The sequence below is a fragment of the Actinomyces succiniciruminis genome (genome assembly GCF_900002405.1).
Taxonomy (GTDB): domain Bacteria; phylum Actinomycetota; class Actinomycetes; order Actinomycetales; family Actinomycetaceae; genus Actinomyces; species Actinomyces succiniciruminis.
Window position 1 is genome coordinate 1 of record NZ_LK995524.1, and the last position, 12,335, is coordinate 12,335.

Genomic DNA, 12,335 nt, shown 5'->3' on the forward strand with positions numbered 1-12,335 from the left:
GGTGGCGGCAGGTACCCTTGCTTCAGCGCACCCGGGCGCCTCCCGTGATCATGCGGTCGTGTCCACCACCTCTTCAAAGGAGGCACTGTGACGATTCAGTCCCCTCAGCAGATGCTTGCCGGACGTTATGAGCTCCGCGAGCTCATCGGCCGCGGCGGCATGGCCGAGGTGCACCTCGGCTATGACACACGCCTGAGCCGGATCGTCGCCATCAAGCTGCTGCGCTCGGACATCGCCGGTGACCCGACCTTCCAGGCGCGCTTCCGCCGGGAGGCGACGTCGGCGGCCGCACTGAACCACCCGTCGATCGTGGCCGTGTACGACTCCGGTGAGGAGGAGCTGACCCAGCCCGACGGCACCCGCCGCGTGGTCCCCTTCATCGTCATGGAGTACGTGGAGGGGCACACGGTGCGCGAACTGCTGGGTGAGGGCGAGGCCGTCCCCATCTCCGAGGCCGTGGAGATCACCACCGGCGTGCTTGACGCCCTGGAGTACTCCCACCGGGCCGGCATCGTGCACCGCGACATCAAGCCCGGCAACATCATGCTGACCCAGGCCGGCGCCGTGAAGGTCATGGACTTCGGCATCGCCCGCGCGGTGGAGGACTCCGCCGCCACCGTCACCCAGACGCACGCCGTGGTCGGCACCGCCCAGTACCTGTCCCCCGAGCAGGCCCGCGGCGAGGTGGTTGACGCCCGCAGCGACCTGTACTCCACCGGCTGCCTGCTGTACGAGCTGCTGACCGGCCAGCCGCCGTTCACCGGCGACTCCGCGGTGGCGATCGCCTACCAGCACGTGCGGGAGATCCCCAAGCCGCCGTCGTCGATCGCGGCGGACATCCCCGACTCCCTGGACCGGGTGGTGCTCAAGGCCCTGGCCAAGAACCGGGACGACCGCTATCAGGATGCCGCCCACATGCGGGCGGACCTGCTGGCGGCCGCGCGCGGCCTGGATGTGGCCGCTCCGGCCACCGACACCTGGGCGGCCACCACCGTGCTCCCGCAGGAGGCCGAGGCCGCCGCGGCGGCCCCCTCCCCGCAGGAGCAGACGGCCGCGGAGGAAGAGGACGAGCCGCGCCGCCGCTGGTGGGTGTGGGCGCTCGTGCTGGTCGCCCTGATCGCCCTGGGCACGCTGCTGGGCCTGTACGCCTCCGGAAACCTGGGTGGCGGGGGCACCACGCCGACGCCGTCGGCCTCACCGACGGCGGTGGCCGTGCCGGACGTGTCCGGGATGAGCGAGACCGCAGCCCAGTCCACCATTGAGGGTCTGGGCCTGGTTTACGAGAAGGGCGACGACGTCAACTCCGACACGATCGACGCGGGCCTGGCGGTATCCACCGACCCGGGTGAGGGCACCTCCGTGCTGCTGGGGTCGACGGTCACCGTGCACTTCTCCTCCGGCTCGGCCATGGTGGACGTGCCCGACGTGTCCGGGCAGTCCCAGGCCGACGCGCGCACGGCGATCACCGACGCGGGCCTGACCGTGGGCGATGTGACCACCGAGGACTCCACCGAGGTCGCCTCCGGTGCGGTCATCCGCACCGACCCGGTGGCGGGCACCTCGGTTGAGCGCGGCTCGTCGGTCTCCCTGGTGGTGTCCTCCGGGAAGACCACCGTGCCCAGCGTGGTGGGCCTGTCACAGGAGGAGGCGCAGTCCGCGATCACGGCGGCGGGCCTGACCTACAACAGCTCCACGGTGGAGGAAACCACCGACGATGAGAGCAAGGACGGCCAGTACCTTGTCACCGCCGTGGACCCGAGCGAGGGCTCCAGCGTTGACGCGAACAGCTCCGTGACGCTGACCGTCACTCACTACACCTATGAGGCGCCTGCCACCACCGAGCCGACGCAGCAGGCGACGGACGCAGACACCTCCGGCTCTGCCGACAACGGCAAGGACGGCAACGAGGGCTAGCGGCCCGAGCTAGACGGTCGCCTCGCCGGACAGGTTCCAGACCTCGTTGGCCCAGGGGAAGACGACCTCGAACAGGAACAGCACCACGGCCGCCGCGAGGATGAGCGCCTCGAGGGCGCGCAGCCAGGCCGGCCCGGGCAGGTGACGCCAGATCCATCCGTACATCAGTTGACCCCCTCGTCGTTCAGCACGGAGGCCGGGCGGCCCTCGGAGCGTTCCATCCAATACTCGAACTTGGCGTGAGTGATCCAGCGGTGGTCGTTGCCCCACTCGCCGACGGTCAGGGAGTGGCAGGTGGTCATGGTCAGCATGCGCTCGGTGGGGGCCTCGCCGGGCCGGCCGGGCACCGGTGCGATGACGTCCACGTCGGTCGGCGCGACGATCTCATGACTGGTAACCGTGTACACGTACCAGGTGTCCCTGGTGGCGACGATGACCTCGTCGCCCTCCTCCAGCAGGTCGATGCGACGGAAGGAGTTGCCGTTGGTGCGGCGGTGGCCGGCGATGGCGAAGTTGCCGACGGCGCCCAGCTGCTGGGTGTCGGGATAGTGACCGGCGGCGGCCTGGTCGAGCACGTCGGCACCGATGCCCTCCAGGATCGGCATGTTGTTGTTGGTGATGCCGTACCACTTGGGGACAACCAGCATGCCGATCACCTCCCCGTAGCCGACCGGGGCCACCTCGGGCGGGTCGTCGTAGTGGCGGGTGCCCTCTACGTTCGGAGAGTCGACCTGGGTCTGGGTGAAGTCGGCGGCGACGGCGTCGGCCTTCGCGGTGGCGTCCAGGCCGGTCCACCACAGCTGCCACACCAGGAACAGCGCGACCACCAAGCCGGCGGTGATCAGCAGCTCCCCGAGCCCGAGCAGGAGCGAGTTGACTACGCTCCGTCGCCGCCGGGCGTGCCGCCTGCGCCTCGCCGTCATAATGCTCCGTTACTTCCAGCGCAGCAGGCCGAGGAAGCCGACCAGCATGATGGCGAAGCCGAGGTAAAGGTTGCCGTTCACCAGCCAGTCGCTGGCGTGGTTCTCCACGAAGTACGGCAGCGGATAGGCGCCCTTGAACAGGTAGGTGACCACCACCCACAGCAGGCCCACCACCAGGAATGTGACCATCACCGGCGCGTACCAGCGGGGCGAGCCCGTCTCCTTGACCTTCCGGGGCACGCGGGAGACCCGGTTGGCGGCGGCCCGGGACTCCTCCATGCGGGCCCGCTCCGCGGCGGCGCGCTTGGCCGGGTTGCCGGATCGCTCCGGGCGGGGGTGCTTGGCGTCGTCGGACCTGCCCCTCGGCTTGAGCTTCGACCCGGCCTTGACCTTGGTCTTGTCGGCGGCCTTTCCGGAGCCCCGGTCCGTCTCATCCTGCGTCTGCGCCACGCGCATCTCCTCACTGGTCACCGGGCCACGACGGCGGCTCGCAACTTCAAGCTTGCTGGACCCTAGCCTAAGCGATTACCGGGCGCACGCCGGTTGATCCGCCGCGGCGGGCGGAAGCGCGGTCGGCTCAACGGCTCAGATCTGCACCCGGTCGGGGTGGGAGCCGGTGCGCAGGCCACGGTCCAGGGCGTCGACGGCGGCCATCTGTGCCTCGGTGAGCTCAAAGCCGAAGACGTCGGCGTTGGTGCGCATGCGCTCGGGATGCGTGGTCTTGGGGATGACCACCAATCCGTGCTGCAGGTGCCAGCGGATGATGACCTGGGCGGGGGTGACGTCCAGTTCTGCGGCCAGGCGCGCCAACTCGGGGTCATCCAGTACCCGGCCGCGGCCCAGCGGTGACCAAGATTCGGTGATGATGCCGAGTTCGTCGTCGACGGCGCGCAGCTCGGTCTGGTTCAGGTAGGGGTGCAGTTCGATCTGGTTGACGGCGGGGGTGACTCCGGTGGCGTCGATGATGGTGTGCAGGTGCTCGGGCTGGTAGTTGGATACGCCGATGGCGCGCACGCGCCCGGAGTTGAGGATCTCGATCATGGTGCGCCAGGTGTCCACCAGGTCGATGCCGGGTGAGGCGGCCAGCGGCCAGTGCACCAGGAACAGGTCCAACACGTCCAGGCCCAGGTCCGCCATGGTCGCGTCAAAGCTGCGCAGGGCGTCGTCACGCCGGTGGTTGGGGTTGTTGAGCTTTGAGGTGATCCACAGCTGCTCGCGCGGAATGCCGGAGGCCGCCAGGGCCCGACCGACGCCGGCCTCGTTGCCGTACATCTGGGCGGTGTCGATATGCCGGTAGCCGACCGCGAGGGCGGCGGTGACGGCACGCTCGGCGTCGGGACCGGTGACCTTGTAGGTGCCGAATCCGAGCTGGGGGATGGCGACGGGTTCGGTTCCAGACGTGCCCTGGCGGAGCGTCAGAGCCTTTGCGGGAAGGGCGGTGCTCATGCCGCCAGCCTAGCGACGCCGGCGTGAGCACGGCTACACCCCTGGTGGCGGAACTGCGGGACCGAGGCCACGGCGTCGGCGGACGGGGCGGTCCGGACGCACGACGGCGCCCACCGGCCAGGACGTGGCGGGTGGGCGCCGTTGTGAGGCTGCGGGCGGCGCCGGTGCACGACGCTCGCGCGGGTCAGCGACTCAATGCCGCCGGCCCGGGCCGACGCGCTACTCGGCCGCGGGCGGCTCGGGCGCCTCCGACGGCTTCTCCTCGGCCGCGGGGGTCGGCTCGTCGGTGGAGTCGGCCCAGTACTCCTCGGCCCAGGGGTCTTCCACGGGCTGGCTGCGGCGCCAGACCACGTAGGCGGCGCCCGCGGCGCAGCCGGCGACGGCGAGCCAGCAGAACGTCTTGAGAACGGGGTGCTTCTTCTTCACTGGTACCTCCGGTGTCAGCGCCGCTTCCTTGGCGGCGACGGCGATGCGCTGGGCGCGCTCGGTCAGCGTGCCCTCGGTGTTGGCGGCCTCCTGGGCGGCTAGGGCGGCGCGCTGGGCGGCGGGGACGTACTCCTCGATCACCCGCACGCGAGCGCCCTCGGCGGCGCGCTGGGCGGCGGGAACATATTCCTCCACCACCCGGGTGCGCGCCTCCTCGACGACCGGCTGCGCGCGCAACTGCGCCTCCTTGGCGGCCTTGACGAACTCCTCCCGGGCGCGGTTGACGCGAGGCGCCGCCCAGCCGGCGGCACGGCCGGCCTGAGCCGCCAGGCTGTCCGCGAGCGTGGTCGCCTCCTGGCGGGCCTGATCGAGGTCGATCTTCTTGTCGAGGATGTAAGCCATTTCGGTCTCCCTGCTCGGAACGATGAGGTGGTTCACCTCAATGGTGGCACTGTAACGCAGGTCGCACCCACGAAGCTGGGTGCCGTTCTGCCTGGGGTGAACACCGGGTCCCGGGATCCTCCCGCTCTCCCGTGCGACGATGCGGGCATGGAAGCGACCATCGAAGCGACACTCCACACCAACCTCGGCGACATCCGACTCGAGCTGTACCCCGAGCAGGCGCCGCAGACCGTCTCCAACTTTGTTGGCCTGGCCACCGGTGAGAAGACCTGGACCGACCCGCGCACCGGCGCGCAGTCCAACGCCCCGCTGTACGAGGGCGTCGTCTTCCACCGAGTGATCCCCGGTTTCATGATCCAGGGCGGCGACCCGCTGGGCACCGGCACGGGCGGCCCCGGCTACGTCTTCGATGACGAGATCGACCCCTCGCTGACCTTCGCCGCCCCCTACGTCCTGGCCATGGCCAACGCCGGCCGGCGCCTGGGCAAGGGCACCAACGGCTCCCAGTTCTTCATCACCACCGCCCCCACCGAGTGGCTGCAGGGCAAGCACACGATCTTCGGCGCCGTGGCCGACGACGCCTCCCGCCGGGTCGTGGACGCCATCTCGGCCGTGCCCACGGACCCGCGCGACCGTCCGCTTCAGGACGTGGTTATCACCTCCGTCACCATTCAGCGGTGAGGCGGGTCCAGCGTCGTCGAGACGGGAGCGATTCATGACCGATTCGAACCCGCAGGTCGGCGCCCCTCCCGTCTGCCCGCGGCACCCGGATCGGGTGGCCTATGTGCGCTGTCAGCGCTGCGGCCGCCCGGCGTGCCCTGAGTGCCAAGTACCCAGCGCCGTCGGCATCCACTGCGTGGACTGCGCCCGCCGGTCCAGTTCCGGTCGTCGCGGCGTTCGCACCGCCCTGGGCGGCCGCCCGGTGGCCGACGCGTTGGTGACCAAAATCCTGGTGGGCGCCTGCGTGATCGTGTACGTGGGGCAGCTGGTCTACCCGGCAATCACCGGCTGGTTCGACTTCGTGCCCGCACTCGCGGCGACTCAACCGTGGCGCTTCCTGTCCACGGCCCTGCTTCACGGTTCGCTGGCACACCTTGGCCTGAACATGTGGGCACTGTGGGTGCTCGGCAATACCCTCGAGCCGCTGCTGGGGCGCTGGAGATTCATCTGCCTGACTGCCCTGAGTGCGCTCGGCGGCTCGACGGCGATCTACTGGCTGGCATCACCGAACTCGACATCGTGGATCTCCGGGACAGTGGGTGCGTCCGGCGCCATCTTCGGGCTGTTCGCGGCCGTATTCGTCATCCAGCGGCGCTTCGGGCGCGATACTTCGACCATCGTGGGCCTGCTCGTGATCAATGTGTTGATCTCGGTGCTGGGAACCAACATCTCCTGGCAGGGACACCTGGGCGGTTTTCTCACCGGCCTGCTCCTGGCCGCGATCTACGCCTGGGCGCCGCGGGAGCGCCGCACCGCCGTGGGCGCGTGGGGGACCGTCGGCGTGGCCGTGCTCCTGGTGGCCCTGGCCGCCGCCCGCATTCTCCTGGTGTAGTCGCAAGACCAGCCGCCGACCCGCGCCCCTGCGGACACCTGGTAACCCAGACCCGGATGCCGTTCCAGCTGGTGCAGGCTCTCGGGCCCCTGGTCGTTGCTCGGCACCACCTCGGCACCTCTACGGCGTCATCACACGTACGAGTTCCCGCCCCACGTACGCGTAGCTGTTCCGGCATCGGCGCAAGGGCCCGGTCCACCGCCATCCCGCGTAGCTGTTCGTACTTGTGGGTGCGGCGGGTTGGGCGCGGCTGGTGGTGTGGTGGTCGTGTTAGGGGCTCTGTTTGACGAGAACCGGCCCGCCAGGTGGTCGTTTTCGGGTTGGCGAGGTCGTGTTCGGACGCGGGAGGTCGTTGTCGGGCTGGAAAAGCCGTGTTTGGGAGGTCGTTGTCGGGCGTATGAGGTCGTGTTCGGCGGGTGCCGGTTTGCCGAAAACGTCCTCGTCGGCCCGAAACCCTCCACATTCGGGAGGGTTTCGGGCTGATGAGGACGTTTTGGCCGATGAGGACGTTCTCGGGCCAGCGGGAACGTCCTCGGGCCGGCGGAGGGCGGCGTCGGGGAGCGGACGGTTCGTGTGTTCCGGTGACGGTTCGTCAGGTAGCAGCAACGGTTCGGCATGGACGGCGACGGTTCGTACACCTACCCCACGAACCGTCGCAAGAAGTGCCGAATCTTCGACCGCAACGTACGAACCGTCACCCATCCGCACACGAACAGCCCGTCTTTGGAGTATTCCGGATGCTGAGTACGGGGACCGCCGCAAAACGCGTACGTAAGAGATGAACGCATGTATAGGGGACGGGCTCGTGCCCGAATGAGCGCCTGCACCGCCGATCGCATTTTCCACACCCGAACTCATCGCTGTGGATTCTGGGGAAGCACATCCCTGTCATTCCTCCACACCTGTGGACACTCCTGGGGAAACACACCGATGTGGTTCTCCACAGAGTTGCGCACAGCTGGGGATGATGCCGCCAGATGCGCATACTTCCGCCGAAAAGCCGGTCATCCACACCGTGGGGAGTGTTCCGGTTCCGACCTGTGCACGCGAATCGGCACCGCCTGTGGAGCAGCACTCACACGCCGAACGGCATCACGGCCCGCAGTGGATTCTGGCCAGCCACGCCCGAAACCATCGACGCGGCGTTTCCGACTTGAGGGTCGCGGCGGGTACCGCGCGAGGTCGTGGCTAGGCGCGAGAGGAGATCTTCGGGCGGACTGACGCTCATCTCGCCCCCTATGTACTCCGCACGACCTCGGGCCGCGTTCCACGACCTTAGTGTGTGTTGCACGACCACCCCCGGGTCGTGCAACACACACCGAGGTCGTGCAGTGTCGCCCAGGGTCGTGCAAAGGCACCGCCTCCGCACGCCGCCGGGCTAAAGCACACGTCCGCGAAGATTTCGGGCGCACCAGGACGGTTTCGGCAAACGCCGGTCGTACTCAGGCCGATGGGGTCGTACTCGCGCCGATCGGGTCGGTGCCGGACCGACAGCGCGCGATCCGCCCGCGGCCTTTCCAGGGTGCGCGCCCGCGGGCCAATCGACACCGCTGCGGCGGGTATCTACACCTCCGGGTCAGGGCTCGACGGCGGCGGCGTGCCGTCCTCGGACTCATTCACACCGTCGACGTCGGTGCGCTCCACCTCCAGGGTGACCTCGGCGACCATGGCGGCGATGACGCCGATGGCGGCGAGAACCGGCGCCGCCAGCACCGTGATACCGCCGACCACCGCGCTGGCCGTCAGGGGCACGCTGAGGAACTCTCTGCCGGAGGAGTCGCGCAGGATCACCCGGCGGACGTTCCCGTCTGCCACGAGCTGCTTGATGGTGGCGATCAACTGGTCACCGGCCACGGTAATCCAGTCGACGACGGTGCGCGGTGCGCCGCCCGCCGAATCCGGACCGGGGTTGTGGTTGGTACCGGAGGAGAACCCATGAGAATCTGTGCTCATGCCTCAAGTCTGACGCGACCGAAGCGCCGGCACCATGGGGAAGCGCCCTGATTCATCCCCGAGCACCCCCGGGGTCGTGCAATATCACCGAGGTTCGCCGCCGGACACGCCGTTAACAGTGTCCCGGGGTATCGCCGGTCCCGATGTGCTCGGCCGGGAGGAATGAGTGGAGCCAACGGGACTCGAACCCGTAACCCCCTGCTTGCAAAGCAGGTGCGCTACCAATTGCGCCATGGCCCCCGGTCATGCGATGGGGTCGGTGACCTCCGCCCAGGCGGCCCGCTCCGCGCGGTTGGCCGCCAGCTTCAGCCAGGCGGCGTAGCCGGCCACCCCGAGGCATGAAAAAACCGCGGCCAGTACGAGCGTTCGGCTCTTCATGAAGCCTCCTCACGTTCCACCGCGGGCGGTGGGCCTAGCTGGACTTGAACCAGCGACCTCATCCTTATCAGGGATGCGCTCTAACCAACTGAGCTATAGGCCCTTGCGACGCGGAAGAGACTAACCTACCGAGTCGCCAGCATCCAAATGCGATCACTCATCTGCGAGTGTGAGATGAACCCCACCGACGAGCGCGGCCGTGATGTTGTACAGGAACGCGCCGATCGTGGCCAGCGCGGTCGTCAGGATGATGTTGACGACGGCGATGACGGTGGCCATGGAGATGGCCCGGGAGAACTTCATGTACTCCAGCAGCGCCGAGTAGGCGTTGTAGCTCGAGTCCATGATGGTGCTCAGCAGGTCTTGGATGGTGGAGAACACGTGCATGGCGTCCAACATGAACCACACGAAGGCGGCGGCCACCACCAGCATGATGCCGGCCGCAACACTCAGCAGGAAGGACGCCTTCATCACCGACCACGGGTCGATGCGGGTCAGGGCGAGCCGCACACGGCGCGGCCCCGCAATGGTCTTGGCGGCCGGCTTGGGCTGATTGGGGCTCTGCTGGCTCGCGGCGGGGGCGGCCGGCTCGGGCGCGGCCGCGGGGGACTGTGTCGGTCCGCCCGTGGCGGGCGGGAAGGACTCCGGCTGACTCATGCCTGGACCTCACTCTCGTCGTCCTCAGACGATACCGCGTCGGCACCCTCACCCGCAGCGTCCACTCCGGATTCGGCCGCCGCCTGCTCCGCCGAGTCGGCCGACGGCGCCGAGGCCGATTCCTCGTCGTCGCCATCGAGCTCATCCTCGGCGTTGCGGGCGACGGCGATGATGCGGTCGCCCGCGTCGGGCTTGGCGAAGGTGACGCCGCGAGTGTTGCGGCCGGTGCGGGAGACCTCGGCGACGGCGCTGCGCACCACCTTCCCGGAGGCCATGATGCACATGACCTCATCGGTGGGGGCGGTGGTCAGGGCGCCCACGAGGTCGCCCCGCTCCTCCACCAGGTCGGCGACCTTCACGCCCAGGCCGCCCCGGCCCTTGACCGGGTAGTCGGTGGCCAGGGTGCGCTTGGCGTAGCCGCCCTCGGTGACGACGAACAGATCGGCGTCCTCCCAGGCGGGGTCCACCACGTCCATGGCCAGCAACGAGTCGCCATCGCGGAAGCGCATGCCGGTTACGCCGCTGGTGGCGCGGCCGGTGGGGCGCAGGGTGGCGTCGTCGGCGGTGAAGCGCAGGGCCTGGCCGTGCCGGGAGACCAGCAGCAGGTCCTGCCCGGCGGACAGCAGCGCGGCGGAGACCAGTTCGTCGGGGTTGCCGTCGGCATCCTCACGCAGGTTGATGGCGATCAGCCCCGCCGACCGGTTGGAGTCGTACTCGGTCAGGCGGGTCTTCTTAACCAGGCCGCGGCGGGTGGCCAGCACCAGGTAGTCGGCCTGCTGGTAGTCGCCCAGTTCCATCACCTGGGCGATCTCCTCGCCCGGCTGGAAGGCGAGCAGGTTGGCCACGTGCTGCCCCTTGGCGTCGCGGCCGCCCTCGGGCAGCTCGTAGGCCTTGGCGCGGTAGACGCGGCCCAGGTTGGTGAAGAACAGCAGCCAGTTGTGGGTGGAGGTGACGAAGAAGTGGTCCACCACGTCGTCCTCCCGCAGGGCGGCGCCGCGCACGCCCTTGCCGCCGCGGTGCTGGGAGCGGTAGGCGTCGGTGCGGGTCCGCTTGGCGTAGCCGGAGCGGGTGATCGTGACGACGACCTCCTCCTCGGGGATCAGGTCCTCGGCACTCATCTCCCCGTCGAAGGGCAGGATCTTGGTGCGGCGATCGTCGCCGTACTTGTCGACGATCTCGGCCAGCTCCTCGGAGACGATGCGGCGCTGGCGGGCCGGGTCGGCGATGATGTCCTTCAGGTCGGCCACGCGGGCGGTCAACTCGTCGGACTCCTGCTGGATCTTGAGGCGCTCCAGGGCGGCCAGGCGGCGCAGCTGCAGGGAGAGGATGGCCTCGGCCTGAGCCTCGTCGACGCCGAGCAGCTCCATCAGGCCGGTGCGCGCCTCATCGGTGGTGGGCGAGTGACGGATCAGGTCGATGACGGCGTCGAGGGCGTCGATCGCCTTGAGCAGGCCCCGCAGGATGTGCAGCCGCTCCTCGGCCTTGCGCAGCCGGTACTGGGAGCGGCGCACGATCACGTCGATCTGGTGGTTCACCCAGTGGCGCACGAAGCCGTCCAGGGACAGGGTGCGGGGCACGCCGTCGACCAGGGCCAGCATGTTGGCGGGGAAGTTGTCCTGCAGCTGGGTGCGCTTGTAGAGGTTGTTCAACACCACCTTCGCGACCGCGTCGCGCTTGAGCACGATCACCAGGCGCTGACCGGTGCGGCCGGAGGTCTCGTCGCGGATGTCCGCGATACCGCCGATCTGCCCGTCGCGCACCAACTGGGCGATCTTGTCGGCCAGGTTGTCGGGGTTGACCTGGTAGGGCAGCTCGGTGACCACCAGGCACTGGCGGCCCTGAATCTCCTCGACGTTCACCACCGCCCGCTGCGTGATCGAGCCGCGGCCGGTGCGGTAGGCGTCCTCAATGCCGCGTCGGCCCAGGATGGTGGCGCCGGTCGGGAAGTCGGGGCCGGGGATGCGCTGAATCAGCGCCTCCAGCAGCTCCTCACGGGAGGCCTCGGGGTGGTCCAGGAACCACTGCACGCCGGCCGCGACCTCGCGCAGGTTGTGCGGGGGGATGCGGGTGGCCATACCCACCGCGATGCCCTCGGAGCCGTTGACCAGCAGGTTGGGGAAGCGCGAGGGCAGGATGACGGGTTCCTGGTTGCGGCCGTCGTAGTTGTCCTGGAAGTCGACGCTCTCCTCGTCGATGTCGCGGACCATCTCCATGGCCAGGGGCGCCATCTTGCACTCGGTGTAACGGGGTGCGGCCGGCCCCAGGTTGCCGGGGGTGCCGAAGTTGCCCTGCCCGGCCACCAGCGGGTAGCGCAGTGACCACCACTGCACCAGGCGGGCGAGCGCGTCGTAGATGGCGGCGTCACCGTGCGGGTGGTAGTTACCCATGACCTCGCCCACCACGCGGGAGGACTTGGAGAAGGAGGCGGTCGGGCGGTAGCCGCCGTCGTACATGGCGTACAGGACGCGGCGGTGAACCGGCTTGAGTCCGTCGCGCACATCCGGCAGGGCGCGCCCGACGATCACGCTCATGGCGTAGTCGAGGTAGGAGCGCTGCATCTCCATCTGCAGGTCGACCGGGTGGATGCGGTCTCCGGTCGGCTCCAGGGCGGGGAGCTCGGTGGTCTCGTCGCTCACGAATTTCCTTTGCTTCTGCGTTAGTTGCGGTACGTGGGGGCGGCCGGA

General features: G+C 69.0%; 12 protein-coding genes and 2 tRNA genes. 3 read left to right on the plus strand and 11 right to left on the minus strand.

Translation table 11 applies throughout. The annotated features are described in order from the left end of the window. The first annotated feature begins 87 nt into the window (after nucleotides 1-87). Nucleotides 88-1,914 carry a Stk1 family PASTA domain-containing Ser/Thr kinase gene (gene pknB / locus BN1056_RS09985; protein ID WP_210580841.1) on the plus strand — a complete coding sequence of 609 codons (1,827 nt, stop codon included), beginning with the start codon at nucleotides 88-90 and terminating at the stop codon, nucleotides 1,912-1,914. Nucleotides 1,915-1,923: 9 nt separating this feature from the next. Here the strand turns inward: pknB and BN1056_RS09990 are convergent, their stop codons facing one another. The 5 genes from BN1056_RS09990 to BN1056_RS10010 form a co-directional block, all read right to left on the minus strand. Further along, nucleotides 1,924-2,079: a hypothetical protein gene (locus tag BN1056_RS09990; RefSeq protein WP_210580843.1), complete on the minus strand. Its 156-nt coding sequence runs from the start codon at nucleotides 2,077-2,079 to the stop codon at nucleotides 1,924-1,926. Further along, nucleotides 2,079-2,837 (minus strand): class E sortase, encoded by a 759-nt coding sequence (locus tag BN1056_RS09995; protein WP_210580845.1) that lies wholly within the window; start codon nucleotides 2,835-2,837, stop codon nucleotides 2,079-2,081. The genes BN1056_RS09990 and BN1056_RS09995 overlap by 1 nt, the downstream gene beginning before the upstream one ends. Nucleotides 2,838-2,846: 9 nt before the next feature. After that, the gene (locus BN1056_RS10000; RefSeq protein ID WP_210580905.1) at nucleotides 2,847-3,293 is read right to left on the minus strand and encodes a cell division protein CrgA; all 447 of its coding nucleotides are present in this window, start codon (nucleotides 3,291-3,293) and stop codon (nucleotides 2,847-2,849) included. A 129-nt stretch (nucleotides 3,294-3,422) separates the two neighbouring features. Next, nucleotides 3,423-4,283: an aldo/keto reductase gene (locus BN1056_RS10005; protein WP_210580847.1), complete on the minus strand. Its 861-nt coding sequence runs from the start codon at nucleotides 4,281-4,283 to the stop codon at nucleotides 3,423-3,425. Between the two features lie 219 nt (nucleotides 4,284-4,502). Continuing rightward, a complete protein-coding gene (locus BN1056_RS10010) occupies nucleotides 4,503-5,111 on the minus strand; it encodes a hypothetical protein (RefSeq protein ID WP_210580849.1) in 609 nt (202 codons plus the stop codon). A 159-nt stretch (nucleotides 5,112-5,270) separates the two neighbouring features. On the opposite strand from BN1056_RS10010, the gene BN1056_RS10015 reads away from it, so the two are divergent. Together BN1056_RS10015 and BN1056_RS10020 are read left to right on the plus strand one after the other, a co-directional pair. Next, nucleotides 5,271-5,792: a peptidylprolyl isomerase gene (locus tag BN1056_RS10015; protein WP_273042170.1), complete on the plus strand. Its 522-nt coding sequence runs from the start codon at nucleotides 5,271-5,273 to the stop codon at nucleotides 5,790-5,792. Between the two features lie 34 nt (nucleotides 5,793-5,826). Further along, entirely contained in the window at nucleotides 5,827-6,663 is an 837-nt protein-coding gene (locus BN1056_RS10020) for a rhomboid family intramembrane serine protease (protein WP_210580853.1), read from the plus strand. A 1,563-nt stretch (nucleotides 6,664-8,226) separates the two neighbouring features. On the opposite strand, the gene BN1056_RS10025 is transcribed toward BN1056_RS10020, so the two are convergent. The 6 genes from BN1056_RS10025 to gyrA all read right to left on the minus strand — a co-directional run bounded on the left by BN1056_RS10025 (nucleotide 8,227) and on the right by gyrA (nucleotide 12,287). Continuing rightward, nucleotides 8,227-8,616 carry a DUF4342 domain-containing protein gene (locus BN1056_RS10025; RefSeq protein ID WP_210580855.1) on the minus strand — a complete coding sequence of 130 codons (390 nt, stop codon included), beginning with the start codon at nucleotides 8,614-8,616 and terminating at the stop codon, nucleotides 8,227-8,229. 167 nt (nucleotides 8,617-8,783) lie between these two features. Next, nucleotides 8,784-8,856: transfer RNA gene (locus BN1056_RS10030), tRNA-Ala, on the minus strand. A 3-nt stretch (nucleotides 8,857-8,859) separates the two neighbouring features. Continuing rightward, the gene (locus BN1056_RS10035; protein WP_210580856.1) at nucleotides 8,860-8,994 is read right to left on the minus strand and encodes a DLW-39 family protein; all 135 of its coding nucleotides are present in this window, start codon (nucleotides 8,992-8,994) and stop codon (nucleotides 8,860-8,862) included. 29 nt (nucleotides 8,995-9,023) lie between these two features. Continuing rightward, nucleotides 9,024-9,097: transfer RNA gene (locus BN1056_RS10040), tRNA-Ile, on the minus strand. Nucleotides 9,098-9,147: 50 nt separating this feature from the next. Continuing rightward, entirely contained in the window at nucleotides 9,148-9,651 is a 504-nt protein-coding gene (locus BN1056_RS10045) for a DUF3566 domain-containing protein (RefSeq protein ID WP_210580858.1), read from the minus strand. Further along, a complete protein-coding gene (gyrA, locus tag BN1056_RS10050; RefSeq protein ID WP_210580860.1) occupies nucleotides 9,648-12,287 on the minus strand; it encodes a DNA gyrase subunit A in 2,640 nt (879 codons plus the stop codon). The genes BN1056_RS10045 and gyrA overlap by 4 nt, the downstream gene beginning before the upstream one ends. Between the last annotated feature and the right edge of the window lie 48 nt (nucleotides 12,288-12,335).

Bases quoted from the DNA above. Each gene is read 5' to 3' on its own strand.
- BN1056_RS10020 (WP_210580853.1), top strand. From the start codon at position 5,827: ATGACCGATTCGAACCCGCAGGTCGGCGCCCCTCCCGTCTGCCCGCGG.
- BN1056_RS09995 (WP_210580845.1), bottom strand. From the start codon at position 2,837: ATGACGGCGAGGCGCAGGCGGCACGCCCGGCGGCGACGGAGCGTAGTC.
- BN1056_RS10045 (WP_210580858.1), bottom strand. From the start codon at position 9,651: ATGAGTCAGCCGGAGTCCTTCCCGCCCGCCACGGGCGGACCGACACAG.
- BN1056_RS10025 (WP_210580855.1), bottom strand. From the start codon at position 8,616: ATGAGCACAGATTCTCATGGGTTCTCCTCCGGTACCAACCACAACCCC.
- BN1056_RS10010 (WP_210580849.1), bottom strand. From the start codon at position 5,111: ATGGCTTACATCCTCGACAAGAAGATCGACCTCGATCAGGCCCGCCAG.
- BN1056_RS10035 (WP_210580856.1), bottom strand. From the start codon at position 8,994: ATGAAGAGCCGAACGCTCGTACTGGCCGCGGTTTTTTCATGCCTCGGG.
- BN1056_RS10005 (WP_210580847.1), bottom strand. From the start codon at position 4,283: ATGAGCACCGCCCTTCCCGCAAAGGCTCTGACGCTCCGCCAGGGCACG.
- BN1056_RS10000 (WP_210580905.1), bottom strand. From the start codon at position 3,293: ATGCGCGTGGCGCAGACGCAGGATGAGACGGACCGGGGCTCCGGAAAG.
- BN1056_RS09990 (WP_210580843.1), bottom strand. From the start codon at position 2,079: ATGTACGGATGGATCTGGCGTCACCTGCCCGGGCCGGCCTGGCTGCGC.